Genomic DNA, 24,990 nt, shown 5'->3' on the forward strand with positions numbered 1-24,990 from the left:
ATTATCTCTCGACGACCCGGACGGCCGCCCCGTCGACAAGCTTGTGCTGGCCGGAGACGACGACCAGGTCGCCTTCTTTGAGTCCGTCGGTCACCCTTATCCCGTTCTGGAGCAGTTCGCCCAGCTTGATATAGCGGACGGAAGCCCGCGCACCGGCCTGGTCGAGGCAATAAACATAGTTGCGGCCGGTCTCATCGACCAGGACGGCCTGGTTGGGAAGGACCAGCCCGGAGCCCATATCCAGACCCTTGATCGAGGCCATGCAGACCATGCCGGGCTTGATGATCCGGTCGGGATTGGCCACGGCGATCCGTATCTTGTAGGAATGGGCCAGGGGGTCGGCCATGACGCCGATGTCCTCTATCCGGCCTTCGAACTCCTTCCGCCCCAGGGCCCCGATCCGGATCACGGCCCGGTCGCCCTTGTGGAGCAGGGCCACGTCGTTCTCAGGGACAGGAACGCGGGCATAGACCTTGTCTATCCGGACGATGGTTATCGAATCCAGGCTGGGCATGACCACCTGGCCGGGTTCGATCGACCGCTTGGCGACATAGCCCGAGGCGCTGGCCCGCAGGCGGCAGTCGGCCACGCTCTTCTCGGCGATCGACGCGGCCGCCCTGGCCTTCCGGAGGCCGGTCTCGACCTCGACATATTTGATCTCGGGGATGTTCCCGTTCTTGTACATCCTGGACAGGCGCTCGAAGGCGTCCTCGGCCTGCTTCTCGGCCGCCTTGGTCATCTCCAGGCCCTGCCGGTACGTCGCGTCGTCGATCTCGGCCAGGACCGCCCCCCTGGCGACGAAGTCCCCTTCGTTGACGTGGACCCGGGTCACGGTGCCGGTCACGGCGAAGCTCTGGGGCATGCTTTCCGACTCCATGATCGTTCCGCTGTAGGCGAATTCCCGGCCGGCCTCGGCCGGCGCGGCCTTGCGGACGACGACCTTGGCCGGGGCGGGGGCGGATGCCGCTTCGTGCGGCGAGCGGCAGGCGGAAAAAAGGATCAGGATAGCGAATCCTATCGAGCAAGCGTTCCTGGCATTCATGGGCTCTCCTTATTGAACGGCTGAACGGTTTTCGTATATTAGTCGAATATCGGCAAAAAAAATTATTAAAGTCCCTCGGACATCAGCCGGATGATCGGATCGATCAGGCTCTTATCGCGGCTGTCGAAGAACAGGTTGAACGCCAGGCTCTTGATAACCCCGCCGATGGCCTGCGTGGTGATCTTGAGATCCTCCATTTGGATGCTCCGGAACTCCCCTCTCTCGAGACCTGAACGGAGGATGGGCTCGACGACCTTTTCGTTCAGGACGATGAACTTGTCCCCGACGCGGTCGATGACGGCCCGGACGGATGCTAAGTCGCGCTCGAAGTTGAGAGGGGTCATGAGCTCCCGGATCTCCTGGAAGATCGTCAGGACGTAGGCCAACAGCTGCTCTTTGGCCGTTTTCTTCCCGGCGATCATCTCCCGGGCCAGGCCGATGATCCGATCAAGCTCATATTGGGCCATGGCCTCGAGGATGTCATCCTTGCTCTGGAAATAATAATAGAGGGTGCTTTTGCCTTTGCCGGCCTCGCGGGCGATGTCCTCCATGGTCGTCTTGGAAAGCCCCCACCGCCGGAAGACGGTTTCCGCCGCCCTGACGATATCCGCCCGAACAGGATCGTCTTTCGCCGATGTTTTCATACTATTGGACCATAATCGTTTTGTAGTCGAGATTCTACAGGGGGAGAGCCCGCTTGTCAAGTCCGTGGGCAACGGTGGCGCCCGTCTCAGGCCGGGGCCGCCGGAGCCGCTTCGCCCAGCAGTTTCTTGAACTCGGCCTCGTCGATCGTCTCGACCTCGAGCAGCCTCCTGGCGATCCGGTCGACGGTCGCCCGCTTCTCCCCGAGGAACTTCACCGCCCGGTCATAGCGCTGGGCTATGACGCGCGTGATCTCCTCGTCGACGTACTGCTGCGTCGAATCGGAATATTCGCGCTGGCTGGGGACGGACTCCTCGGGCATGAACAGCGGGCTCCTCTGCGAGGGCAGGACAACGTTGGCGAACTTGCCGCTCATGCCGTAATCGGTGATCATCTTCCGGGCGATGTCGGTCGCCCGGGTGATGTCGTTGGAGGCCCCGGTCGAGATCTCGTTGAAGAAAACCTGCTCCGAGGCCCGGCCGCCGAGCAGGACGTCGATCTTGCCCAGCAGCTCGTCCTCCGTCAGGAGGAACCGGTCCTCCGTCGGGAGCTGGATCGTGTACCCGAGGGCCCCGATGCCCCGGGGGATGATGGAGATCTTGTGGACGGGGTCGGCCCCCTTCGTGAAGGCCGCCACGACGGCGTGACCGGTCTCGTGGTAGGCGACGATGGTCCGCTCGCGGGGGTTGAGCAGGCGGTTCTTCTTCTCCAGGCCGGCGACCACCCGCTCGATGGCGTCGTCGAAGTCCTTGGGCAGGACCCTGTCCCGGCCGCCGCGGACGGCCAGGAGCGCCGCCTCGTTGACGATATTGGCCAGGTCGGCCCCGGTGAATCCCGGCGTGCCCCGGGCCACCGTCTCGAGGTCGACGGAGGGATCGAGCGTCACCTTCCGGGCATGGACCTTCAGGATGTCGACGCGCCCCTTCAGGTCGGGCCGGTCGACGAGGACCTGGCGGTCGAACCGGCCCGGCCGGAGAAGGGCCGGGTCGAGGATCTCCGGCCGGTTGGTGGCGGCCAGGATGATGACGCCGGCCCGGGCGTCGAAGCCGTCCATCTCGACCAAGAGCTGGTTCAGGGTCTGCTCCCGCTCGTCGTTGCCGCCCAGGGTGAAGCCCCGGCTCTTGCCGATGGCGTCGAGCTCGTCGATGAAGACGAGGCAGGGAGCCTTCTCGCGGGCCTGCTTGAACAGGTCCCGGACCCGGGCCGCGCCGACGCCGACGAACATCTCCACGAACTCGGCCCCGCTGATCCGGAAGAACGGCACCCTGGCTTCGCCGGCGACTGCCCGGGCCAGCAGGGTTTTGCCGGTGCCCGGCGGCCCGACGAGGAGAACGCCCTTGGGGATCGTGCCGCCGACGGCCTCGTACTTCTTCGGGTTCCTGAGGAAATCGACCACCTCGACGAGCTCGGCCTTGGCTTCATCGACGCCGGCGACGTCCTGGAACGTCACCCCCGTGTCGCCCTCGGCCACGAGCTTGGCCCGGTTCGCGCCGAAGGACATAACGCCCTGGCCGGGCTGGCCGATCTTCCTGCTCAGGTAGTTCCAGAAGGCGACCATCAGGACGATCGGCAGGACCCAGGACAGGATCGCGCCCAGCCAGGAAGTGCTCTGGGGGGCGACGGCATAGTACTCGAGGCCCTTCTTGTCCATGAGCGCGATGAGGTCCGGGTCGGCCGTGCGCACGGCCCGGTAGGTCTTCGGCTCCGGGGCCGGGCTCTTCGCGCCTGGCCGGGACTTGTCGTAGGCCTCGAGCTGGGCCCGGGTCATGGAGAAGCCGGTCACGTACTTATCGCCGAGCTCGACCCGGTTGATCTCGCCGGCCTGGATCCTGGCCTTGAAGTCGCTGTAGTCGATGGACTCGATCCGGGGCTTAAGGAGGATGGTGTTGATGACGAAGAGCGCGATCAGCATCAGCAGGAAATACCAGAGGGAGAAATTGAACTGTTTCCTGTCCAGGGGCTTGAAGAGCGGATCGTGCTTCTTGAGGCCCGGCTCCTTGCGGTCCTTGCCGTCTCCCGCTTTCAGGACTTCTTTTTCGCCGTTGTCCGTCGCCATGGTTTCTCCTCTTCCGATCCGTCGGACCCTGGCCCGGGCAGGCGCGTCCCCCCCCCCGGGCGGCTTGTCGAAGAAAGCATAGCCGGTCAGCCCGAAATTGGCAAGGGGGCCCGGCCCGCCTTGAGAAGAACAAAAAAAGGGGCTGTCCCCCGGATGAGGGACAGCCCCTGGGTGTTCGCGAGATCGATCAGCGCTTGCGGGCCGGCTTCTTCGCCTTGGCCGCTTTCGCCCTGGACGGCTTCGCGGCCTTCTTTGCGGCCGGCTTCGCCGCCGCCTTGGGGGCGTTGAGGATGGCCGCCCGGGCCGCCGCCAGCCGGGCGATGGGCACCCGGAAAGGCGAGCAGCTGACGTAATTCAGGCCGATCAGGTGGCAGAACTCGACCGACGAGGGCTCGCCGCCGTGCTCGCCGCAGATGCCGAGCTTGATGCCCGGCCGGGTCGCCCGGCCCTTGGCCGCGGCCATGCGCATGAGCTGGCCGACGCCGTCGCGGTCGAGGACCTCGAACGGGTCCTTGGCGTAGATGCCCATGTCGACGTAGGGGCGGAGGAAGCGGCCGGCGTCGTCGCGGCTGACGCCGAGCGTCGTCTGGGTCAGGTCGTTCGTGCCGAAGCTGAAGAACTCGGCCACGGCGGCGATCTCGTCGGCGGTGATGGCGCCGCGCGGGATCTCGATCATCGTCCCGACGAGGTAGTCGAACCTGGTCCCCTGTTCCTTCATGACCGCTTCGGCCGTGGCCCGGACGAGCTTCTCCTGGTTCCGGAGCTCCAGGACGTTGCCGACGAGCGGGATCATGACCTCTGGCAGCACGGGGATGCCCTTCTTCTTCGTGGCCGCGGCGGCCTCGAAGATGGCCCGGGCCTGCATCTCGGTGATCTCGGGATAGATGATGCCCAGGCGGCAGCCGCGGAAGCCGAGCATGGGATTGAACTCATGGAGGGAGTCGACGCGCTCCTTGACCTTCTCGAAGGTGATGCCCATCTGGGCCGCGACCTCGCGCTGCTCCTTCTCCTCGTGGGGCAGGAACTCGTGGAGGGGCGGATCGATCGTCCGGATGGTCACCGGCCGGCCGGCCATGACCTCGAAGATGCCGGCGAAATCCCGGCGCTGAAGGGGCAGCAGCTTGGCCAGGGCGGCCTTGCGCTGCTCGACGGTGTCGGCCAGGATCATCTCGCGCATCGGGCCGATCTTGCCGGCGCCGAAGAACATGTGCTCGGTCCGGCAGAGGCCGATGCCCTCGGCCCCGAAGGCGACCGCGTTGGCTGACTGGTCGGGCTGGTCGGCGTTGGTCCGGATCTTGAGGGTCCGGAACTTGTCGGCCCAGGCCATGACCTTGGCGAAGGTCTGGTAAACCGGGGCCTTGCTCGGGTCGAGCGTCTTCTCGATTAGCACCTGGAGGACCTCGGAGGGCTTGGTCTGGAGCTTGCCCTCGAGGACCTCGCCGGTCGTGCCGTCGATCGAGATCCAGTCGCCTTCCTTGACCGTCCGGCCGCGGACGGTCATGGTGTGGGCGCCGTAGTCGATGACCAGATCGCCGCAGCCGGCGACGCAGACGCGGCCCATCTGCCGGGCGACCAGGGCGGCATGGGAGGTCATGCCGCCGCGGGCGGTCAGGATGCCCTCGGCCGCGTTCATGCCCTTGATGTCCTCGGGCGAGGTCTCGATGCGGGTCAGGACGACCTTTTCGCCGCGCCCGGCCCAGGCTTCGGCGTCGACGGAGTTGAAGACGACGCGGCCGGTGGCCGCGCCCGGGCCGGCGTTCAGCCCCTTGGTCAGGAGCTTGCCGGCCTTGACGGCCGCGGCCTTCTCGGCCGGGTCGAAGACGGGCCGGAGGAGCTGGTTGAGCTGGTCCGGCTCGATCCGCGACAGGGCTTCCTTCTCGCTGATGAGCTTCTCGCCGACCATGTCGACGGCGATCCGGATGGCGGCGAAGGCCGTGCGCTTGCCGACGCGGCACTGGAGCATATAGAGCCTGCCCTGCTGGATGGTGAACTCGATGTCCATCATGTCGCCGTAGTGCTTCTCGAGGATGTGGCGGATCTTCTCGAGCTGGGCGTAGGCCCTGGGATCGTCGCTCTTCAGTTCGGAGATGGGCTTGGGCGTCCGGATGCCGGCCACGACGTCCTCGCCCTGAGCGTTCATGAGGTACTCGCCGTAGAAGACGTTCTCGCCGGTGGCGGCGTCGCGGGTGAAGGCGACCCCGGTGCCGGAGTCGCTGCCCATGTTGCCGAAGACCATGAGCTGGACGTTGACGGCCGTGCCCCAGGCCTCGGGTATGTCGTACATCTTGCGGTAGGCGATGGCCCGTTCGTTCATCCAGGAGCCGAAGACGGCCCCGATCGCGCCCCAGAGCTGCTTCTTCGGGTCCTCGGGGAATTCCTGGCCGGTCTTGTCCTTGATGGCCGCCTTGAACCGGGCCACCAGGTCCTTGAGATCGGCGGCCGTCAGCTCGGTGTCGCTCCGGATGCCGCGCTCGTGCTTCTTGGCCTCGATGATGGCCTCGAAGGGATCGATGTCGTCCTTGTGGACGGGCTTGAGGCCGAGGACGACGTCGCCGTACATCTGGACGAAGCGGCGATAGGAATCGTAGACGAAGCGCTCGTTGCCGGTCCTGGCCACCAGGGCGGCCGCCGTCTTGTCGCTGAGACCGAGGTTGAGGATGGTGTCCATCATCCCCGGCATGGAGGCCCGGGCCCCGGAGCGGACCGACACGAGGAGCGGGCTCTTGGGATCGCCGAAGGACTGGCCGACGGTCTTCTCGAGCTTTTTCAGGTTCTTTTCGACCTCGGCGCGGAGCGCTTCGGGGATGCGCTTCCGGTTCTTGTAGTAGAGCGCGCAGACCTCGGTCGAGATCGTGAATCCGGGCGGGACGGGCAGGCCGATCCCGGCCATCTCGGCCAGGTTGGCGCCCTTGCCGCCGAGGATGTCCTTCATCGCCATGTTGCCTTCGGCGGCGCCGCCGCCGAAGAAATACACAAACTTCTTAGCCATAGGTCATCTCCTGATATACAGAGTATTCATGAAAATATACACGCATTCAGACCCGAATTCAACCGCGCCTCCCCCCTTGGCAGCCCCTGGAATCATCCGCCGCGGGCCTCCCCGGACGGACCGTCCCCCCGCCTCTATTATCCCCTGGAATCGCTCTTTATCAAGACCCGCCCCTTCGCCTTTTCGAACAGCAGGCACAGCCCGAGATAGAGCATCCCCAGGTCTTCGACGATGACGCCCAGGCCGGCCTTGCGCTCGACGGCCCCGAAGCAGCCGCAATCGACGTCGAGGCCGCGGGCCATGGTCACGACCGTCAGGGCGATGAAAAAGACGAGGAGGGCCGAGATGACGAGGGCCGCGCCGCGCTTCCAGGCCCCCGCGGCAAGGAACGCCCCGGCCAGGATCTCCAGCCAGGGCAGGATGAGAGCAGCGGCGAAGGAGAGGGATTGACCCACGAGCTGATAATTCCGGATGTTCTGGGCGAAGGCGAGCGGCTCAAGGGCCTTGGCGGCGCCGGCGCAGACGAACAGGGCGCCGAGGACGATCCGGAAGACGAGAAGGACGGTCCTATTCCTGACCACCGCTCTTCTCCTCCGGCAGCCCGGCCCCGGTCCATTCCTCCCAGCCGCCGCCGAAGACGCGGATGTCGCGGAAGCCCGCGTCATGCAGGCGCCTGGCCAGGCTCAGGCTCGATCGGCAGTCGCCGCCCTCGCAGTAGACGAGACACGTCCGGTCCCGTGGGATCTCGAGGATGCCGGCCGGAAGGGCGCCCTTCGCCCCGGCCGCCGGCAGGTTCCGGGCCCCCGGGACATGGCCCCGTTCGAAGAAGCCGGCGGCCCGGGCGTCCAGGATGACGGCCTGCCCGGTCCGCCAGAGCTCCTCGGCCTCGGCCAGGGTGACCATCCGGATGCCGGGATATTCGGCGGCCGGGAAGAACGACTCCCGGAACTCCCCCCGGGCGAAGCGGCCGATGAGGGGGATATGGACGGCCGCCGCGACGGCGACGCTCAACCCGACCAGGACCGCGGCCTGCCGCAGCGTCCGCCGGGCCTCGCTCAAGTGGACCTCCGTCTCAGCCGTGGACCGCCCTGTACTTCTCGAGGGCCGCCTTGAAGACGCGGACGGCCTCGCGGAGCTCGGGCTCGTTGATGACGTAGGCCAGGCGGGCCTCGTCCGTGCCCTGGCTCGGTGTCGAGTAGAAGCCGGGCGCCGGGGCGATCATGACCGTCTTCCCGTCGAGCGAAAAGTCCGAGAGCAGCCAGACGGCGAAATGCTCGACGTCCTTGACCGGCAGGCGGATGATGACGTAGAAGGCCCCTTCCGGCTTGCGGATGACGACGCCGGGGATATCCTTGAGCCCGTCGTAAAGGACGTTGCGCCGGCGGTCGTACTCGGCCCGGATCCCGGCGAAATAGCTCATGGGCATGTTGTAGGCGGCCAGGGCGGCCATCTGCTCGATCGAGGGAGGGCAGAGCCGGGCCTGGGCGAACTTGAGGGCGCCCGCATAGATGTCCTTGTTGCGGGTGATGATCATGCCGATCCGGGCGCCGCAGCAGGAGAAGCGCTTGGAGATGCTGTCGACGACGATGGCCCGGTCCCTGATGTCCTCGTACTCGAGGATGCTCTTGTGCCGGAGGCCGTCGTAGATGAACTCCTTGTAGACCTCGTCGCCGACGAGGAAGAGGTCGTGCTTCCTGACCAGGGCGACGACGCGGTCGAGCTCCTCGGGCGTGTAGACGGTGCCGGTCGGGTTGTTCGGCGAGCAGAGGAGGATGGCCCTGGTCCGCGGGGTGATGCGGGCCTCGATGGCCTCGACCGCAGGCAGGCGGAAGCCGTTCTCGACCGACAGGGGCAGCGGGACGATCCGGAGGCCGGCGAAGGCCGCGTAGCCGTTGTAGTTCGTATAGTACGGCTCGGGGATGATGATCTCGTCGCCGACGTCGCCGATGACGGAGAAGGTGAAGTGGATGGCCTCCGATCCGCCGCAGGTGATGAGGACGTCGTCCGCCTCCAGCGGGATGCCGTAGTTCGCGAAATAGCCGGTGACGGCCTGCCGCAGCTCGAGGAAGCCCTGGGCCGGCCCGTAGGCCAGGACGGGTTGGTCCCAGCGATGGAAGGTCTCCAGGACCGGCCCCGGCATGGGAATGTCGGGGTCGCCGATGTTGAGGTGGAAGACCTTGATGCCTTTGGCCTTGGCCGCGTCGGCATAGGGTTTCAGCTTCCGGATCGGGGACGCCTGGATCTCGCGGCCGCGCTTCGACACGTTCATGGATGAATCCTCCTGGGGGTCCGGGCCCGGAATATTAAGCTTCATTATATGGAATTCGCCGCACCAACTCAACGGTCCGGCTAGATCGCGAACGCGACGATCAGCTTATAGGCCGTGTAGCGGAACTTCAGTTGGCCGAACGGGTCCCACATCCCGTCGAGCCCCTCCCGGGCGATGATGTCGGGCCGCCCGCCGATCTGCCGTCCGCCGAACGAGACGCCCAAGCCCACCGTGAACGAGTATCCTTTGAACGCGAATTCGCCTCCCGTGACGATGTGATGGATGTCCCAGTCGGTCAGCGAGAGGTTGGACGAGGTCCCGGGCTTCTTGGCCGAGGCGTCGGTCGTGAAGCTGGCATAGCCCTTGAAGCGGGCGGAATAGAACCACTCCATGCCCGTGCCCCAGTTCAGCACGGCCCCGAGCTCCTGGGTGACATCGGTCGAGAACGTCTCGCCGGTCGTCTGAGAGACGAACTCGGGCGAGTCGATGACGGCGTACGGCCGGACGCGGGCGAACCACTCCATGCTCCAATAAGCCCGGACCTTCTGGATCTTGAAGGTCATCCCGGCCGCGACGGACAGGGGCGTCCGGTAGACCGCCGGCAGGCGGTCGCGATAAGCGGCGGCCAGGAAATCGTCGGCGGCGCCGTCGCCGTCGAGGTCCAGGCCGGCCACGCTCGAATTGACGCCGGTCGCGCCCTGCCCGCCGATGGCCGCGCTGGGCGTAGTCAGGGTCAGCCCCAGCGTGAGCCTCCTGAAGTCGGCGGCCAGGCCGATCTTCCACAGGGCCCGGAAATGGATATACCGGTACTGCCGGGCCCCGACGGCCATGGCCAGGCGCTTGTCCGGGCTCAGCGCCTCGACCAGCTCCTGGGTCATGGCCCGCTGGTTGCGGTAGGCGATGTACTGGGTGACGCCGACGCCGATGTGAGGCGATATCTTGTAGGACCAGGTCAGGCCGAACCAGCTCTCGGACACCTTCTCGTCGAGCCGGAACTGGGAGACATAATCCTCCGGGCCGGGGATGTCCGGGAGGACGTCCCGGAAGCCCGTTGCCGAGGTCGAAACCCCGAGCTTGACCGATTGCCGGGTCAGGTAGGAGTAGCCGAACCAGTGCTTCCGCAGGCCGCGGATGCGGATGGTGCCGGCCAGGAGCGAGGGCGCGGGGCCCGGATTGAACGTATATTGGGACACGCTCGCCGCCCCTGCCCCGACCAGGGTCACCCGCGGATACTGAAAGACCTTGGCGGCCATGAGGGTCTGCGGCTTCTCCAGGAGGCTCATGCCGCCCGGATTGTAGTAGGTCCCGGACAGGTCGAGGACGCTGCCGATGACCGCCCCGCCGAGCAGGGTCGCCCGCGAGCCGTATTGATGGGTCCAATAATGGGAGTCCTGGGCCGCGGCCGGCCAGGCCAGGCCAAGCAGGAAAACGACGGCCGGCCAGGGGGCCCAAATGGTTCTCATCGTCCCCAGTTTATATGATTTTCCTTCGTTCCTCGTCAAGCCCGGCGGGCGGGGAACATTCCGATTGCCAAGCCGGGACCACTTCTGATATTTTACCGGGCGGAAAGAGCTCCGGAAAGCCCATGACGATCGAGAGAGACGCCCGCCTCCGCGAGGTCCAGAGCTGGGGGAGTTTCTTCCGGTTCGGGATCGACGCTCCGGCCGTGGGGAAGGACGCCCGGCCGGGCCAGTTCGTCATGGTCAAGGTTTCCGACGGGACGGCCCCCCTGCTCCGCCGGCCGCTCGGCATCCACGACGCGGACGCCGGCGGCTTCGATCTCTTCTTCAGCATCGTCGGCCGGGGCACCGAGGCCCTGTCGCGCAAGGCCCCGGGCGACCGCCTCGACGTCATCGGCGCGCTCGGAAAGGGGTTCACGATGCCGGCCCCGGCCGAAGGGAAGACGGCCTATCTCGTCGGCGGCGGCCGGGGCATCGCCCCGCTCTACTTCCTGGCCCGCGAGCTGGCCCGGGCCGGGGCCCGGCCGATCGTCTTCTACGGCGGGCGGACGCGGGACGAGATACCCATCCGGGACCGGTTCGAGCGGGCCGGGATCGAGGTCCGATGCTCGACCGACGACGGCAGCTTCGGCTTCGCCGGCTTCGTGACCGCGCTCGTCGACCAGGAGCTGATCAAGTCCAGGCCCGCCAAGGTCTACGCCTGCGGCCCGGACCGGATGATGAAGGCCCTGGCCGGCATCACGGCCCGGCACGCCGTCCCGGCCGAGTTTTCGCTCGAGTCGATCATGGGCTGCGGCATCGGCGCCTGCTGGGGCTGCGTCCAGCGGATCCGGAACGAGAGCGGCGACGGCTGGGTCAAGATCTGCGAGGAAGGCCCGGTCTTCCCCGGGGAGCGCATCCTATGGCCGTGACGACAAGGCCGGTCGACCTGACCGCGGACCTGGGCTTCCTCCGGCTCCGCAATCCCGTCCTGACGGCCAGCGGCACGTTCGGCTACGGCCTCGAGTTCGAGCCCTACCTGGACCTGGCCAAGCTCGGCGGCATCGTCGTCAAGGGGCTCTACTATCATCCCCGGGAGGGCAACCCCCCGCCGCGCCTGGTCGAGACGCCGAGCGGCCTCATCAACGCCATCGGCCTCCAGGGCGTCGGCGTCGAGGCCTTCGCCGCCAAGGTCCTGCCCAGGCTGAGGGCGATCGACACGGCCGTCATCGTCAACGTCTGCGGCGCGGACGACGACGAGTACGCCGCGGTCGTCGAGTTCCTGGACGCGCAAGAAGGCATCGCCGCCTACGAGCTGAACATCTCCTGCCCCAACGTCAAGAAGGAAGGGGCCTGCCCGGCCCTCGCCCCGGAGCCGACCTTCGAGCTCGTGAAGCTGGTCAAGTCGGTGAGCCGGCGCCCCCTCATCACCAAGCTTTCGCCCAACGTCACCTCGATCATCGAGATCGCCCAGGCGGCCGCGGAGGCCGGGACGGACGCGGTGGCCCTGGTCAACACGTTCCTGGCCATGGCCATCGACCTCGAGACGCGCCGGCCCAGGCTCGGCAACGTCTACGGCGGGCTGAGCGGGCCGGCCATCAAGCCCATCGCCCTGCGCATGGTCCACCAGGTCGCGTCGCGGCTCACGGTGCCGGTCATCGGCCTGGGCGGCATCATGACCGGCGCGGACGCCCTGGAGTTCCTCGTCGCCGGGGCGGCCGCCGTCGAGGTCGGGACGGCGAGCTTCGTCGATCCGGACGCCGCCGCGCGGATCATCGGCGAGATCGTGAGCTGGTGCGAGGCCCACGGCGTCGCGGCCGTCCGCGACCTGGTCGGGACGCTGGCCGTTCCGTAAGCCCGAAGAAAGGACGCCCTTATGGCCCTCTCCAACGCGGACCGCATCATCATCGCCCTCGACGTCCAGACCAGGGAAGAGGGCAGCGCCCTGGTCGGGCGCCTCCGGGACGCCCGGACCTTCAAGGTCGGGCTGGAGCTGTTCACCGCCGAGGGGCCGGCCCTGTTCCGCAAGCTCAAGGTCCTGCGCAAGGACATCTTCCTCGACCTCAAGCTGCACGACATCCCCAACACCGTGTCCGGGGCCGTCCGTTCGGCCCTGAAGCACGGCGTCCAGATGATGACCCTCCACGCCTCGGGCGGCCGGGAGATGATGGCCAGGGCGGCCGAAACGGCCCGGGCCGCGGCCGAAGCGGCCAAGGGCCCCAAGCCCCTTCTCCTCGGGGTCACGGTCCTGACCAGCCTCAAGGGCGCGGATCTGGAGGAGGTCGGGCAGGGGGCCGATGTGGCCTCCCAGGTCGTGCGCCTGGCCGGACTGGCCAAGGCCTCGGGCCTGGACGGCGTCGTCTGTTCCCCCCAGGAGATCGAGGTCCTGCGCCGGGAGTACGGGCGCGACTTGGTCATCGTCACGCCGGGCATCCGGCCCGTCTGGGCGGCCGCCCAGGACCAGAAGAGGATCATGACCCCGGCCGACGCCGTGGCCAGGGGAGCGGATTATCTCGTCATCGGGCGGCCCATCACCGGGGCGCCCTCGCCGAACGAGGCCTTCCTCCGGATCGTCGAGGAGCTAGATCAGAGCCGGCCGTAGCGGACCGCGAAGATCCCCTTGACGATCAGGTTGAAGACGATCGACAAGGCCAGGACCACGAGGACGCTCACGATCATGTAGCCCGGGATCTTGTCCTTGGGCGTCTCCATCATCGGCGTCTCGAATCCCAGGTAGAGCAGGTACAGGCCGTACAGGCTGGCCACGAGGCCCAGGGCCCACAGGCCGGGGACGATGAACAGGACCCCGGCCACCCAGCCGGGCGTCATGCTGTAGGCGGCCAGCTTCAGGGCGGCGGTCATGTTCTTGGGCGAGGAGAAGGTCGGGGCCAGCTCGTCGATGATCAGGGCGAACAGATAGACCGTGACGAGCGCCAGGACATAGGAGACGACGGCGTAGCCGAGGGCCCGGCCGATCGGCCAGCGGAAGACCCCGACGAGAGGCAAGCGCTTGCCCACGAGCACGTTGCCGAGGAACTGGAAAGCCGGCGGGATGGCGGCCAGGACCATGATGTAGGACGGGAACAGGCCGGCCGGGGTGGCCGGCTCAGCCTTGATCCTGACCCATTCCTCCCGTGGTTTCAGAAGAATGGACTGGACCCTCTGGATGATATCCATGTCACCCTCCTGCCTTAAGGTGGCCCAATGATAAACCAGGGCCGGGGGAGTGTCAACGCGGCCGCTGCGGGGGCGGCGGGAAGAAAGAGAAGAAAGAGTGGAGGCGCGGGTCGGACTCGAACCGACGGATAGAGGTTTTGCAGACCTCTCCCTTAGCCACTTGGGTACCGCGCCAGGTTCTTCATTGATCGAGCGGATCGTTGGAGCGGGCGATGGGACTTGAACCCACGACCTTCTGCATGGCAAGCAGACGTTCTACCACTGAACTACGCCCGCCCGCTCACCCCTCTTCCGAGGGACAGCAGGCCTTAAACTAGCAGAATCGCCGGAGGCTGTCAACCGAAAGAAGGGGGGCGCGGATCGAAGGTCCATGCCCCCCTGGAAAACAAGGTCAATGAGCGGTGCTGATCTGGACCTCGGCGCCGATGTCGACGGCGTCGCGGGCCCCGAGAATCTTGATGGTCGAGGTCGCGCCGCGGACGTCGATGATGATGGCGCTGGCGAAGGCCTCCCTGGGCAGATTGGGCTTGGCCTGGTGGAAGACGTTGAGCTGGTCGCCGATCTGGACACAGTGCTGGCGGCCCAGGTCGACCAGGGCCCATTGGCCCGTGCCGGAGATGTGGAAGTCGTTCTCGATGTAGATGACGCGGCCCCGCTTGCTGGCGTTGGGGTCCATGTCGCGGTAGCCGAGGTCCCGGCCGATCTGGCCGGCCTCTTCCTCGAAGGGAATGAGATAGTCGCCTATTAGGATCCGGCCGCAACCCTTCTCGACCTTGGCCGTGGCCATGCGGTCCTCGAGCCGGACGACGCGGGCCCGGCCGTGGCGCTCCATGACCGTCCCGAGCTTGCCCACCTTGGCCCGCGGCCCGACCGTCAGGAAGAGCTGGCCGATCTCCAGCCCGTCGGCCGCGCCCTTGTCCAGGTAGATGACGTCGCCGTCCTCGAAGATGCTCTTCTCGTTCATCCGCTCCGCCCCGATGATCCGGATGTCGGGCAGGAGCTTGCCGGCCTCGTACATATAGAACGAGCAGTTGAGGTCGGACTCGTTGATCAGCTGGTAGTTCTCTTCGAAGATCTTCGGCTTCTGGATCATCGTCTCCTGCGTGTCCTGGGCGAAAGGCCGGCCCGGGACGATGAGAGCCAGACCGACGAGGGCGATGCCAACGTAGACCGCCGATTTTCTGCTCATGGTCTCACCTCTTGGCCGATGGAGTTCCACCGGGCGTTATTATACGGAGCGCCTCTCTCGACTGTCAACATTCCGTCGGCACCCGCTCCCGATGGACAAGCCACCATGATTCGAATAGAATGAATCAAATCATAATGTTAGTCGCTCCGAGGACACGAATGTCCAAAAAAATCACCGTCGGCCTGATCTTCGGGGGGCGCTCGGCCGAACACGAGGTTTCCCTGGTCTCGGCGTCCGCCGTCCATAAAAACCTGCCCCGGGACAAGTTCGACGTCCGCTCGATCTACATCACCCGGGGGGGCCGGTGGAAGGCGGTCGAGGCCCCGTCGGCCGGCCCCGGGGACCTCGAGGCGGGGCCGGACTTCTCCTTCCTGCCGTGGGAGTCCGCCCCGGCCGCGGACCGGCCGTTCGCCGACATCTATTTCCCGGTCCTCCACGGGCCCTTCGGCGAGGACGGGACGATCCAGGGCCTGCTCGAGCTGGCCGGAGTCCCCTATGTCGGGGCCGGGGTCACGGGCTCGGCCGTGGGCATGGACAAATCCGTGTCCAAATCGGTCCTCCGCGACCACGGCCTCCCGGTCGTGCCCTGCGCGACCGTCCGGGAGATCGACTGGGGCCGGGACCGCGCGGCCAGCCTGCGCCGCGTCCGCCGGGCCCTGCCGCTGCCCGTCTTTGTCAAGCCCTCCAACCTGGGCTCGAGCGTCGGCATCACCAAGGTCATGGAGGCGGCCGGGCTCGCGGCCGCCCTGGACACGGCCTTCCGCTACGATGCGACGGCCCTGGTCGAGAAAGGCGTCGCCGGCCGCGAGCTCGAGCTGAGCGTCCTCGGCAACGACGAGCCTGAGGCCTCGCTCCCCGGCGAGATCATCCCCCACAACGAGTTCTACGACTACGCCGACAAGTACCTCGAGGGCAAGACCGGATTCGTCATCCCGGCGAAGCTCGGGGCGAAGACAACGGCCAGGGTCCAGGCGCTGGGCATCGCCGCCTTCAAGGCACTGGCCGCCTCGGGCCTGGCCCGGGTCGACTTCTTCCTGGAGAGGGGCACCGGCCGTCTCTACGTCAACGAGATCAACACCATCCCCGGCTTCACCGAGATCAGCATGTACCCCAAGCTCTGGGCCGCCTCGGGCCTGCCCTTCCCCCGGCTGCTCGAGCGGCTCGTGGCGCTCGGCTTCGAGCGCCACGCGAGCCGCAAGGCCTGCCTCGAAAGGGACCGCTGATGCGGATCCTGGGGATCGATTACGGCGACCGGCACATCGGCCTGGCCCTGAGCGATCCGCTCCTGATCACCGCGCAGCCGCTCGGCGCCTACACGCCCAGCGGCCGCGCGAGCGTCGACGGGCAGTACTTCCGGGACCTCGTGGCCCGGCACGACGTCGGCGAGATCGTCCTGGGCAACCCCCTGCGCATGGACGGCAGCTCCGGGACAAGGGCCGAGAAAACGAGGTCGTTCGCGGCCTGGCTGGAGAAGACCGTCGGCAGGCCGGTGACGCTCCTGGACGAGCGCCTGACGACGCGCCAGGCCCTCAAGACCCTCGACGACGAGAAGCTCCGCGGCCGGAAGAAGAAGGAGTGGGAGGACCAGATCGCCGCGGTCATCATCCTCTCGACCTATCTCGAGAGGAAGCGCGGAACGGACGATGTTCCTGAAGGCCGTTAGGGGCGTCCTCCTCGCCGCCCTCCTGCTGCTGCCCGCTTTCGCCGGCTGGCTCGTCCGGGCCCTCGACGAGCCCGCGGCCGTGTCGGCCGGAAGCGCCGGGATCGCCTTCGAGATCGAGAAAGGCTGGACGGCCCGGACCATCATCGAACGCCTGGAGGGCCAGGGCATCGTCCGCGGGGCCCTGCCGCTCCGGCTGGCCTGCCGGCTCTTCTATCCCGGCCAGCGCTTCAAGGCGGGCGAATATCTTTTCACCCCGCCACTCGCGGCCAGGGACGCGCTCTTCCTCGTCTTCAGCGGCCGCGTCCATCTCGTCTCCGTCACCATCCCGGAAGGGTTGACCGGCGACGAGATGGCCGGTCTCTTCCGGCCGGGCGACGGCGGGAGCGCGGCCGCCTTCCGCGCCGCCCTCCGCGAAACCTCCCTGATCGCCGACCTTGACCCCGCGGCCGGGGACCTCGAAGGCTATCTCTTTCCCGAGACCTACAATCTGCCCCGGAAGGCCCCGGGATCGGATCTCGTCGCCGCCATGGTCGCCGGGTTCCACCGCGTCTTCGACGAAAGCCGCCGGCGGCGGGCCGCCGAGCTCGGGATGAGCGTCCGCGACGTGGTGACGCTGGCCTCGCTCATCGAGGAGGAGACCGCCTTGCCCGGAGAGCGCCCTCTCGTCTCGGCCGTCTTCCACAACCGGCTGCGGATCGGGATGAAGCTCGACTGCGATCCGACGGTCGCCTACGCCCTCAAGCGCGAGGGCCGCTACACCGGACGGCTGCTCCAGCGCGACCTCAAGGTCGATTCGCCGTACAACACCTACCTCCATGCCGGCCTGCCGCCGGGCCCTATCTCGAACCCCGGCCTGTCGAGCCTCGACGCCGCTCTCCATCCCGCCGCCGGGGACTTCCTGTACTTCGTCGCCAAGGGCGACGGCGGCCACCGTTTCAGCCGGACCCTGGGCCAGCATCTGGACGCCGTGAGAGAATATCGGGAATTGAAAAATCGTTGAAATTTGATATATTAATGGTTCATTCCGCATAACCGGAGTCTTGAGCGAGGTACGACAGGAAGCTGTAAAAGTCTTTTACAGGCCGAGTCTTATCCTCCCCCAATGACCGAGAGCAACCACCCCTGAGATTGGCATGACAATTGCTCTCTAGGGAAGCGGAAGTGAAGCAGATGTCAACTTCAGGAGGAAAAATGAGAGCTTCCAGAACGATCGCGGCCGCGCTCGCGCTCTTCGTCATCGCCGGTCTTCTCGCCGTGTCCGTGCAGGCGGCGCCCGGACCCCAGAAAGGCAAGCCAGCAGAGCCGAAGCCCCAGAAGGCTTCGATGCCCAAAGAGATCGCTGCGGTGATCCAGGAAGGACTGGGGACCAGGCAGGGGCGTCAGGACATTCCCTTCAGCTTCTTCAAGACGCTGATCCTCCCGGCCCAGCAGGACAATCTCTACCCGGTCTGGTTCTTCAGGATCAAGAACGCCGACCTCGGCTACGCGCCCTCGGCCTCCGGATCGGGCGAGATGGAAGCCACGGTCAACGCCTACTTCCAGTTCTTCGAGCCGGACGCCGCCGGCGCGCTCAAGCCGAAATTCGGCGGCAAGGCCCAGGCCGTGGTGACGGCCCCCGGAGCCGGCTTCGACGCGCAGAAGGAGGACTGGTACTCCTTCGCCATGGGCCTGCCCCACGGCCAGTACACGCTGGCCTTCGTCCTGGCCTCGGCGGACATGAAGAAGCTCAGCGTCGCCTACAGCGATATCACCCTGCCCGGGACCGACGCCATCGCTTCGGCCCTGCTGCCCTCTGAGCCGATCGTCGTCGTCTCCATGGACCGGATCGATCCCGACCAGCGGCCGACCATCCACCGCGGCTGCTTCACCTGGGGCGGCATCAAGGTCGTCGCCAACGCGGACGCCGAGATCGCCTCCGGCGATAACCTCGAGATCCTCTCCTTCGTCATCGGCGCCGCCGTCAAGGATCCGGCCGCCCAACAGCCCCTGTTCGACATCGAGGTCAACTTCGAGGTCCAGGGCCAGGACGGCAAGCCGGCCATCAAGTGGGCGCCCCAGTCCTACGAGATCTACCTGGTCAACCAGCCGCTGCCCCTGTTCCAGACCCTCCAGACGATGGACGAGAAGGGCACCGTGACCAAGACCGACAAGAAGCCGCTGCCGGCGGGGAAGTACGTCCTCGCGGTCAACGTCCTCGACAAGGTGACGGGCAAGAAGGGCGAGACCAAGATGACCTTCACGGTCAAGTAAGTCCCGCCGTTACAGGATAGGATCGACAAGGACCGCCCCGCCCGGGGCGGTCCTTTTTTTATTCCTGTTTCTTCAGGTATTCGAGCAGCTGCCTGGCGATGCCGGCCTTCTCATGGGCCGGGGCCAGAGCCAGGAACTTCTCCAGGCTGGCCTTGGCCTCGGGCACCTTGTTCTGGCCGATCTGGATGGTCGCCATCTGGTAATAGGCGTCGGCATAATCCGGTTTAAGGCTGACCGCCTTCTCGAAGCAGGGCAGCGCGCCGGCCGAATCGCCGACGTTGACCAGGCAGACGCCGAGGTTGTACTGGGCGTCGGGGTCGTCGGGGCTCAGGGAAACGGACTTCTCGTAGAACGGCTTGGCCTCGGCGAACCCGCCGGCCTTGGCCAGGGCCTCGCCGGCCTCCTTGTTGGCGCTGTAGCTCTCGGGGTTGAGCTCGACCGCCTTGCGGAACGCGGCCAGGGCCTCGCCGGCCTTGCCGCTCTTCTTGAGGGCCAGGCCGAGGTTGAGGTGGTAGCCCCAGTTGGCCGGGGCCTGGGCGATGGCCTCGTTGTAGGCGGCCGCGGCCTGCTCGAACTTCTGTTCGGCATAAAGTTTGTTGCCGTTGAGGAAGGCCTTGTCCGCCGCGGACAGGCTCCGCTCGGCGGCGGCCTCGACGGACATGAGCGTGATCTCGACGCCCTCGTCGCCGGCGACCCCGATGTGGATCTCCTTCGAGCCGGGGGCGAAGCCGGCCTTCTTGACGGTGAGCATGAAGTATCCGGGCATCACGCCGATCTGGACGAAGCGTCCGTCCTTGTCGGTCTTGAGGTCATAGCGGAGGGTGGCCGATTTCTGCGAGACGATGGACACGTCGGCCTTCTCGACCGGCTGGCCGGCCTTGTCGAGGACCCGGCCGCTGATCTTGCCCTGGAACTGGGGCCAGGCGGACAGGGCGAGCAGCAGGACCATCGCGGCCAGGGCGGCGGCTCTTCGGGACATCATGAGGAACTCCTATCGTTGGCCGATGCGTTTTTTCGCCTCCTCCTCCAGGGCCCGGACGGCCGGCTGGTCGGGAAGGAGGGTCAGGGATCGCTGGATGAGGGGCAGCGCTCTTTCCGGCCGGCCCAGGGCCATGTGGCACTCGGCGGCCAGGTTGAGGACGGGGACTTCGGTGGCCTCGGCCATGAGCTTGTCGAGGATGGCCAGGGCGGCGTTCCAGTCCTTCAGGCCGGCCTGGTCGAGGGCCATGACCTTGGCCGCCTCGCGGTCGCCCGTGCGCTCCCGGACGGCCGTCGCCTCGGTCAGCGATTCGCCGTAGAGGCCCAGGCCGTAGAGGGACTTGGCCAGGAGCAGGCGCGAATCGGCGTCGTCCCGGATCTGGAGGGCCCGCCGGAGGATGTCCCGGGACCGGGCGTAGTCGCCCTTCAGAAAATACTGGGAGCCCAGGACCTTGAGGTGCTCGAGGCCCGGGAAGGGACCGTGCAGACGGGCGTAGGGCCAGGGGGCCGCGTTCAGGGGCTGGGCCAGGACGATGAAGTTCTCGCTCTTCGTCAGCAGCCGCCGCCCGTCGGGCGCGACGAGCGACACGTCGGCCCGGAAATAGCCCGGCTTGACGTCCTTCAACGGCGCCTCGCCGGCGACCAGGAGGGCGGCCGGGTCGGCGGGGTCGGGCGCGACCTCGGTCAGCGGGAAGGTCGCGGCGATCTCGTTCCGGTCGAGCGAGAAGAGGTCGAGGACGAACGAAGGCGAAGCGCCCCGGACCAGGCCGGCGACATTGCGGGCCTGGACGAACGCGCCCAGGTTCGCCGCGGCTGGGAATTCGCGGCGGGCCCCGACGATGTACTGCTGCCCGCCGAAGACGAAGGCCTTGAGGTTCTTCTTCTGCGCCTCGGGGACGGCGCCGCGGCCGTAGAAGAGGAGCGGCGCCGTCAGGCCGGCCTGCCCGGCGTCGCCGGCGGGGACGTCGACCGGGGTCTCGAAGGAGGTGAAATCCCGGGTCGTCTTGTTCTTCAGCAGGAACAGGGCCCGGTATTCGCCGGGGGCGACGGCCAGGAGGTCCTGGAACGCGAAGCGCTGGCGCTGGTGCGCTTCGTACTGGGCCGCGTCGAGCCGGAGCGGGATCTCCTCTGTCCTCTCGAAGACGGTCCGCCCCCGGCCGTCCTCAAGCCGCAGGATGAGCTCGTAGCTGGCGTAGATGGACGGGCCCTGAGAGCTGAAGTTCATCTTGTCCGGCTCGATCGACCAGTGCAGGAACGGCTGGCCGCCCTCCCGGAAGACCCGGACGTCGAAGGCGCTCGGGATGAAGCGGTCGGAGTAATCGGTCTCGACGTAATCCTTGAACGCCAGGTAGGAGCGGGCGTAGCTGTCCGGATATTTTTTCTCCGGGAGGTTGCGGATGGCGGCGATGATGGCGTCGGACGAAAGCGACGAGAGGCCGGCCGGCGTCTCGCCCGGCACGTAGCTCTGGGAGGCCCGGGCCAGCTCGCCGTTGATGTCCTTGATCGCGGCCAGGGCGGTGCGCCGGTTCAGGGCGACGCCGTTGCCGAGCGCCGGGACGGTCAGCTTTTCCGGCCCGTCAACGCTCGGGGAATACAGCCGGAAATCGCCGATGCCCTCGGGACGGTAGAAGATGAGGTAGAAGTAGCTCGGCAGCCCGTACTGCTCTTCGCCCTGGTAGAACCACAGCTCGAGCGGCCAGAGCTGGGATTGGGTCTCGAACGAGGTCCGCTCGCGCGGCTTGCCCAGCAGGACGTAGAAGAAGCCCCGGTCGGTCTGGCTGCCGCGCTTGGGCGAGGTCCGGCCGAAGTTCTGGTCGGCATAGCGGATCCGCCCCTCGTATTCCTTCCGGAACTCGTTCTCCTCGGTATCGGGCAGGGGGTCGCGCGATTTCCAGAAGAAGCGGACGAACTTGGCCCGGTCGTCGTTGGTCTGGAGCCTGGTGAAGACGGCCCGCTCGGCCCTGGTGATGATCGGAGAGACGTCCTCGAGCCAAGCGGCCAGTTCGGGCGTCATCTTCTCCGCGGCGGCCTGAGGCCCGCCGGCCAGGACGCTTCCCGCCGCCAGGAGGGCCGCCAGGGCCAGGCCGAGCCGGATCTTTTGGGTCTTCAAAAGGCGCTTCCCTTTTTTGAGGAACTACGATAGCACACGGTCCGGACGTTGACAAATGCCAGTTCGGCGCGGCGGGGGAGAAATGGCCCTTGCCAAAGCGCCCCGGGATGTCTATGATAGTTACGAAGAGGGTCGGGTTTCTTTCGGAAGGGCAGTCTTTTTCGCGTCCGGGAGCCGTCGTTCCCGTCGGCCTGAGCTCGAAGGAGCGGCCTGCCCCGCCGCACGGCCGGAACGCGGCCGGAAGGGAGGTGCTTCGAAGGAACGCCCAGATCCCATCGCCCCCTCGACCGAAGGCAAAATCCCGAGAACGATGAAAGGAGGTATCCCTTGAAGAGATCATTGTTCGTCCTGACGATTTGCCTTCTCCTCGTCCCCCTGTCCTTCTCCCAGTCCCGGGAGACCGGCGCCATCCGGGGCGTCGTGACCGACGACCAGGGCGACCCGATGCCCGGCGTCAGCGTGACGCTTTCGAGCCCGAGCCTCATGGGCCTGCGGACCTTCATCACCGACGCCAGGGGCGAGTACCGCTTCCCGGCCCTGCCGCCCGGCGAATACAAGGTCCAGTTCGAGCTCCAGGGCTTCAACCCGATCGTCCGCGAGTCCATCCGGCTCACGACCACGACCACGCTGACGGTGGACGTTCAGATGAAGGCCGCGGCGGTCGCCGAGGAGGTCACGGTCGTGGCCAAGGTCCCGACCGTGGACGTCAAGTCCACGGAAACGGCCTCGGTCACCCTGTCCGACGAGATCCTGCGCAACGTCCCCAACAACCAGTTCACCGCGGAGATCGTCAACATGGCCCCCGGCGTCACCAACAACGTCGCCTACGGCGGGTCGGAGAACACCGGCATCGCCTACTCCATGGACGGCGTCAACGTCGCCGACCCCGAGGCCGGCTCGGCCTGGGTCTTCTCGGACTACAACATCATCGAGGAGGCCAAGGTCATGGGCATCGGCCTGCCGGCCGAATACGGGAATTTCACCGGGGTCATCTTCAACCTGGTGACCAAGTCCGGCGGCAACTCCTTGTCCGGCCATTTCGAATTCGACTTCCAGGGCTACCAGGCGGACTCGAGCTTCTGGCAGGCCAATAACAACCAGGCCTACCTCGCCGACTTCCCCGGTCTGACCTCGCCGAGCTCGAAGCTCCTGGACGTCAACGCCCACGTCGGCGGGCCGATCGTCAAGGACAAGCTCTGGTTCTACATCGGCGGCCAGTTCTACCGGACCATGGAACGGCCGGCCGGCTTCCCCGACGACGTCGACTACAAGCAGCCGCGGCTTTTCGTCAAGCTGAGCGCGCAGCCGTCGCCGTCGCTGAACGTGAGCCTGGCCTTCCAGAGGACCAAGTATCAGGGCACGAACCGCGACGCCGCCGACTGGGTCCTGCCCGAGGCCACCGTCACCCAGGATTCCCCGGACTGGCTCATCGGCCTGACCCTGACCAAGATCCTCAGCGCCAGGACCTTCTTCGACCTCAAGACCAACTACTTCGAGGGCCGCTATTACCTCGATCCCACGCCGGGCACCACGGCCGTTTCCCATTATTCCCTCAACGACGACCGGCTGTCGGGCAGCTCCGGCTACTATTACTGGGCGGACCGGGCCCGCTTCGGCACCAACGCCAGCCTGACGCATTACGTGGAGGACTTCCTGGCCGGGTCCCACGAGTTCAAGTTCGGCGCCGAGTTCGAGCGCTCCATGGCCCGGAGCCGCTACGGCTATACCGGCAGCGGCGGCGAGCTGGGGGACAACGTCAAGTACACCGACTACGTCGGCTACGCCTACAACCTCTCCGGCCAGCTAGCCTACTTCACCGGCCCCTATCTGGCCTATCAGTACGCCGGCTACGACGTGAACACGCGCTACACCCGGCTGGAGGTCTTCGCCCAGGATTCCTGGCAGGTCACGAAGCGGCTGAACATCAGCCTCGGCCTTCGCTTCAGCCAGAACTGGGGCGACGTCAAGGGCGTTTCCGGCGTCGTCTACAACACCCACCGCCTGGCGCCGCGCCTGGGGTTCACCTTCGACGTTCTGGGCGACAAGACCACCATCCTCAAGGCCCACTACGGCCAGTTCACCGAGGCCATGCTGACGTCCTACCACGACCGGATGAACCCCGTCGCCAACTTCAGCCACAAGATCGGCTACATGTACGATCCCCTGACCGCGTCCTGGGACCTCTGGTACGACATCCCGCACGATCCCTACACCATGGACCCGGACATCAAGCATCCGTACATGACCCAGTTCACGGTCGGGATCGAGCGCGAGCTGTTCAAGAACACCTCCCTGGGCGTGACCTACATCAACCGGAGGTGGAACAACCTCATCGGCAAGTACGACACCCTGGGCGTCTACGAGCCCGCAACGGTCCATTCCGACGAGCTCGGCCGAGATTTCACCGTCTACCAGCGGACCCTCGACACCCTCGACACCTACTCCTACATCATCACCAACCTGAAGCAGAGCCCCGACCTGCCCTACATCCTGGCGGACCCCTACCGCAAGTACGAGGGCATCGAGGTCCTGTTCAACAAGCGCTTCTCCAACCGCTGGCAGCTGCTGGCGTCCTACGTCTACGGCCGGGCCACCGGGACGGTGGACAACTCCTTCGGCGAGGATGTCGGCGCCGCCTGGGCCGCCACCAAGAGCGACCCGAACATCTGGATCAACGCCGAGGGCCATCTGACCAACGATCCGACCCACATGATCAAGATCCAGGGCACCTACATCCTGCCGCTCGACATCAGCCTGACCGGCTACTTCTGGGGCATCACCGGCAGCTCCTGGACGACGCGCATACTGACCGACTGGTTCAACCAGGGGCAGATCACGTTCTTCACCGAGGAGCGGGGCGACCATCACTATCCCATGCAGAAGATCCTCAACCTGCGCCTGGAGAAGGTCTTCACCCTGGCCCGGAAGTACCGCCTCGGCCTGATGTTCGACGTCTTCAACGTGTTCAACGACGACACCATCATGTCCTGGGGCACCCGGATCGGCTACGACTGGTTCACCGACGGCACGTATCCCTCGACCGACGGGCACCGGCTGCGCAGCATCAGCACGCCGAGGAACGCCCGCCTCGGCATCCGGTTCATGTTCTAGCTCCCCGCCGCGCGCCTGCGCCAGCCCCGGAAGGCCGCCCTTCCGGGGCTCTTTTTTATTAAGAAACCCCTTGCA

The 24,990-nt window shown here is 66.4% G+C and carries 20 protein-coding genes and 2 tRNA genes; 8 read left to right on the top strand and 14 right to left on the bottom strand.

Translation table 11 applies throughout. The features are described from left to right. Position 1: 1 nt before the first annotated feature. From ABFD52_11480 to ABFD52_11515, 8 genes are all read right to left on the bottom strand, one after another. Complete coding sequence (locus ABFD52_11480) at positions 2 to 1,042, bottom strand: efflux RND transporter periplasmic adaptor subunit (protein ID MEN6561388.1); 1,041 nt, start codon at positions 1,040 to 1,042, stop codon at positions 2 to 4. A 65-nt stretch (positions 1,043 to 1,107) separates the two neighbouring features. Beyond that, complete coding sequence (locus ABFD52_11485) at positions 1,108 to 1,686, bottom strand: TetR/AcrR family transcriptional regulator (protein MEN6561389.1); 579 nt, start codon at positions 1,684 to 1,686, stop codon at positions 1,108 to 1,110. A gap of 86 nt (positions 1,687 to 1,772) precedes the next feature. Beyond that, the gene (gene ftsH, locus ABFD52_11490; protein MEN6561390.1) at positions 1,773 to 3,740 is read right to left on the bottom strand and encodes an ATP-dependent zinc metalloprotease FtsH; all 1,968 of its coding nucleotides are present in this window, start codon (positions 3,738 to 3,740) and stop codon (positions 1,773 to 1,775) included. 187 nt (positions 3,741 to 3,927) lie between these two features. Next, on the bottom strand, positions 3,928 to 6,729 hold the full coding sequence (gene ppdK / locus ABFD52_11495; protein ID MEN6561391.1) for a pyruvate, phosphate dikinase: 2,802 nt from the start codon (positions 6,727 to 6,729) through the stop codon (positions 3,928 to 3,930). A gap of 137 nt (positions 6,730 to 6,866) precedes the next feature. Beyond that, positions 6,867 to 7,310, bottom strand: coding sequence for a MauE/DoxX family redox-associated membrane protein (locus ABFD52_11500; protein ID MEN6561392.1), 444 nt, complete (start codon positions 7,308 to 7,310; stop codon positions 6,867 to 6,869). Then, on the bottom strand, positions 7,297 to 7,788 hold the full coding sequence (locus tag ABFD52_11505) for a rhodanese-like domain-containing protein (protein MEN6561393.1): 492 nt from the start codon (positions 7,786 to 7,788) through the stop codon (positions 7,297 to 7,299). The genes ABFD52_11500 and ABFD52_11505 overlap by 14 nt, the downstream gene beginning before the upstream one ends. A 13-nt stretch (positions 7,789 to 7,801) precedes the next feature. After that, positions 7,802 to 8,998, bottom strand: coding sequence for a pyridoxal phosphate-dependent aminotransferase (locus tag ABFD52_11510; protein ID MEN6561394.1), 1,197 nt, complete (start codon positions 8,996 to 8,998; stop codon positions 7,802 to 7,804). A gap of 80 nt (positions 8,999 to 9,078) precedes the next feature. Next, entirely contained in the window at positions 9,079 to 10,461 is a 1,383-nt protein-coding gene (locus ABFD52_11515) for a hypothetical protein (protein ID MEN6561395.1), read from the bottom strand. Between the two features lie 122 nt (positions 10,462 to 10,583). On the opposite strand from ABFD52_11515, the gene ABFD52_11520 reads away from it, so the two are divergent. From ABFD52_11520 to pyrF, 3 genes are read left to right on the top strand one after another with little or no spacing between them, the layout of a single operon-like run. Next, positions 10,584 to 11,369, top strand: coding sequence for a dihydroorotate dehydrogenase electron transfer subunit (locus ABFD52_11520; GenBank protein ID MEN6561396.1), 786 nt, complete (start codon positions 10,584 to 10,586; stop codon positions 11,367 to 11,369). Then, a complete protein-coding gene (locus ABFD52_11525) occupies positions 11,360 to 12,292 on the top strand; it encodes a dihydroorotate dehydrogenase (GenBank protein MEN6561397.1) in 933 nt (310 codons plus the stop codon). Before ABFD52_11520 ends, ABFD52_11525 begins: the two co-directional genes overlap by 10 nt. 21 nt (positions 12,293 to 12,313) lie before the next feature. Continuing rightward, positions 12,314 to 13,039 carry an orotidine-5'-phosphate decarboxylase gene (gene pyrF, locus ABFD52_11530; protein MEN6561398.1) on the top strand — a complete coding sequence of 242 codons (726 nt, stop codon included), beginning with the start codon at positions 12,314 to 12,316 and terminating at the stop codon, positions 13,037 to 13,039. On the opposite strand, the gene ABFD52_11535 is transcribed toward pyrF, so the two are convergent. The 4 genes from ABFD52_11535 to ABFD52_11550 form a co-directional block, all read right to left on the bottom strand. Further along, positions 13,024 to 13,614 (bottom strand): Yip1 family protein, encoded by a 591-nt coding sequence (locus ABFD52_11535; GenBank protein ID MEN6561399.1) that lies wholly within the window; start codon positions 13,612 to 13,614, stop codon positions 13,024 to 13,026. The two genes, pyrF and ABFD52_11535, sit on opposite strands and share 16 nt — an antisense overlap. Before the next feature lie 98 nt (positions 13,615 to 13,712). Continuing rightward, a tRNA-Cys gene (locus ABFD52_11540) sits at positions 13,713 to 13,788 on the bottom strand. 27 nt (positions 13,789 to 13,815) lie between these two features. Further along, positions 13,816 to 13,890: transfer RNA gene (locus ABFD52_11545), tRNA-Gly, on the bottom strand. Positions 13,891 to 14,005: 115 nt separating this feature from the next. Continuing rightward, the gene (locus tag ABFD52_11550) at positions 14,006 to 14,803 is read right to left on the bottom strand and encodes a hypothetical protein (GenBank protein ID MEN6561400.1); all 798 of its coding nucleotides are present in this window, start codon (positions 14,801 to 14,803) and stop codon (positions 14,006 to 14,008) included. Positions 14,804 to 14,961: 158 nt separating this feature from the next. Between ABFD52_11550 and ABFD52_11555 the strand changes: the two genes are divergently transcribed. From ABFD52_11555 to ABFD52_11570, 4 genes are all read left to right on the top strand, one after another. Next, positions 14,962 to 16,026: a D-alanine--D-alanine ligase family protein gene (locus ABFD52_11555; GenBank protein MEN6561401.1), complete on the top strand. Its 1,065-nt coding sequence runs from the start codon at positions 14,962 to 14,964 to the stop codon at positions 16,024 to 16,026. Continuing rightward, positions 16,026 to 16,466: a Holliday junction resolvase RuvX gene (gene ruvX / locus ABFD52_11560; protein ID MEN6561402.1), complete on the top strand. Its 441-nt coding sequence runs from the start codon at positions 16,026 to 16,028 to the stop codon at positions 16,464 to 16,466. Before ABFD52_11555 ends, ruvX begins: the two co-directional genes overlap by 1 nt. Then, on the top strand, positions 16,447 to 17,466 hold the full coding sequence (gene mltG, locus ABFD52_11565) for an endolytic transglycosylase MltG (protein MEN6561403.1): 1,020 nt from the start codon (positions 16,447 to 16,449) through the stop codon (positions 17,464 to 17,466). Before ruvX ends, mltG begins: the two co-directional genes overlap by 20 nt. A 191-nt stretch (positions 17,467 to 17,657) precedes the next feature. Continuing rightward, positions 17,658 to 18,716, top strand: coding sequence for a hypothetical protein (locus tag ABFD52_11570; GenBank protein MEN6561404.1), 1,059 nt, complete (start codon positions 17,658 to 17,660; stop codon positions 18,714 to 18,716). Positions 18,717 to 18,774: 58 nt separating this feature from the next. On the opposite strand, the gene ABFD52_11575 is transcribed toward ABFD52_11570, so the two are convergent. After that, the gene (locus ABFD52_11575) at positions 18,775 to 19,698 is read right to left on the bottom strand and encodes a tetratricopeptide repeat protein (protein ID MEN6561405.1); all 924 of its coding nucleotides are present in this window, start codon (positions 19,696 to 19,698) and stop codon (positions 18,775 to 18,777) included. A gap of 9 nt (positions 19,699 to 19,707) precedes the next feature. After that, positions 19,708 to 21,804, bottom strand: coding sequence for a GWxTD domain-containing protein (locus ABFD52_11580; protein MEN6561406.1), 2,097 nt, complete (start codon positions 21,802 to 21,804; stop codon positions 19,708 to 19,710). A gap of 327 nt (positions 21,805 to 22,131) precedes the next feature. On the opposite strand from ABFD52_11580, the gene ABFD52_11585 reads away from it, so the two are divergent. After that, the gene (locus ABFD52_11585) at positions 22,132 to 24,915 is read left to right on the top strand and encodes a TonB-dependent receptor (GenBank protein MEN6561407.1); all 2,784 of its coding nucleotides are present in this window, start codon (positions 22,132 to 22,134) and stop codon (positions 24,913 to 24,915) included. The last annotated feature ends 75 nt before the right edge of the window (positions 24,916 to 24,990 follow it).

The organism is Acidobacteriota bacterium (genome assembly GCA_039683095.1).
Lineage (GTDB): Bacteria > Acidobacteriota > Aminicenantia > Aminicenantales > Saccharicenantaceae > RBG-16-66-30.

What these genes read in the sequence shown, in the direction of transcription:
- ABFD52_11570 (MEN6561404.1), top strand. Translation starts at nt 17,658, where the DNA reads ATGAGAGCTTCCAGAACGATCGCGGCCGCGCTCGCGCTCTTCGTCATC.
- pyrF (MEN6561398.1), top strand. Translation starts at nt 12,314, where the DNA reads ATGGCCCTCTCCAACGCGGACCGCATCATCATCGCCCTCGACGTCCAG.
- mltG (MEN6561403.1), top strand. Translation starts at nt 16,447, where the DNA reads ATGTTCCTGAAGGCCGTTAGGGGCGTCCTCCTCGCCGCCCTCCTGCTG.
- ABFD52_11550 (MEN6561400.1), bottom strand. Translation starts at nt 14,803, where the DNA reads ATGAGCAGAAAATCGGCGGTCTACGTTGGCATCGCCCTCGTCGGTCTG.
- ABFD52_11575 (MEN6561405.1), bottom strand. Translation starts at nt 19,698, where the DNA reads ATGATGTCCCGAAGAGCCGCCGCCCTGGCCGCGATGGTCCTGCTGCTC.
- ppdK (MEN6561391.1), bottom strand. Translation starts at nt 6,729, where the DNA reads ATGGCTAAGAAGTTTGTGTATTTCTTCGGCGGCGGCGCCGCCGAAGGC.
- ruvX (MEN6561402.1), top strand. Translation starts at nt 16,026, where the DNA reads ATGCGGATCCTGGGGATCGATTACGGCGACCGGCACATCGGCCTGGCC.
- ABFD52_11555 (MEN6561401.1), top strand. Translation starts at nt 14,962, where the DNA reads ATGTCCAAAAAAATCACCGTCGGCCTGATCTTCGGGGGGCGCTCGGCC.
- ABFD52_11510 (MEN6561394.1), bottom strand. Translation starts at nt 8,998, where the DNA reads ATGAACGTGTCGAAGCGCGGCCGCGAGATCCAGGCGTCCCCGATCCGG.
- ftsH (MEN6561390.1), bottom strand. Translation starts at nt 3,740, where the DNA reads ATGGCGACGGACAACGGCGAAAAAGAAGTCCTGAAAGCGGGAGACGGC.
- ABFD52_11525 (MEN6561397.1), top strand. Translation starts at nt 11,360, where the DNA reads ATGGCCGTGACGACAAGGCCGGTCGACCTGACCGCGGACCTGGGCTTC.
- ABFD52_11480 (MEN6561388.1), bottom strand. Translation starts at nt 1,042, where the DNA reads ATGAATGCCAGGAACGCTTGCTCGATAGGATTCGCTATCCTGATCCTT.
- ABFD52_11520 (MEN6561396.1), top strand. Translation starts at nt 10,584, where the DNA reads ATGACGATCGAGAGAGACGCCCGCCTCCGCGAGGTCCAGAGCTGGGGG.
- ABFD52_11535 (MEN6561399.1), bottom strand. Translation starts at nt 13,614, where the DNA reads ATGGATATCATCCAGAGGGTCCAGTCCATTCTTCTGAAACCACGGGAG.
- ABFD52_11515 (MEN6561395.1), bottom strand. Translation starts at nt 10,461, where the DNA reads ATGAGAACCATTTGGGCCCCCTGGCCGGCCGTCGTTTTCCTGCTTGGC.
- ABFD52_11485 (MEN6561389.1), bottom strand. Translation starts at nt 1,686, where the DNA reads ATGAAAACATCGGCGAAAGACGATCCTGTTCGGGCGGATATCGTCAGG.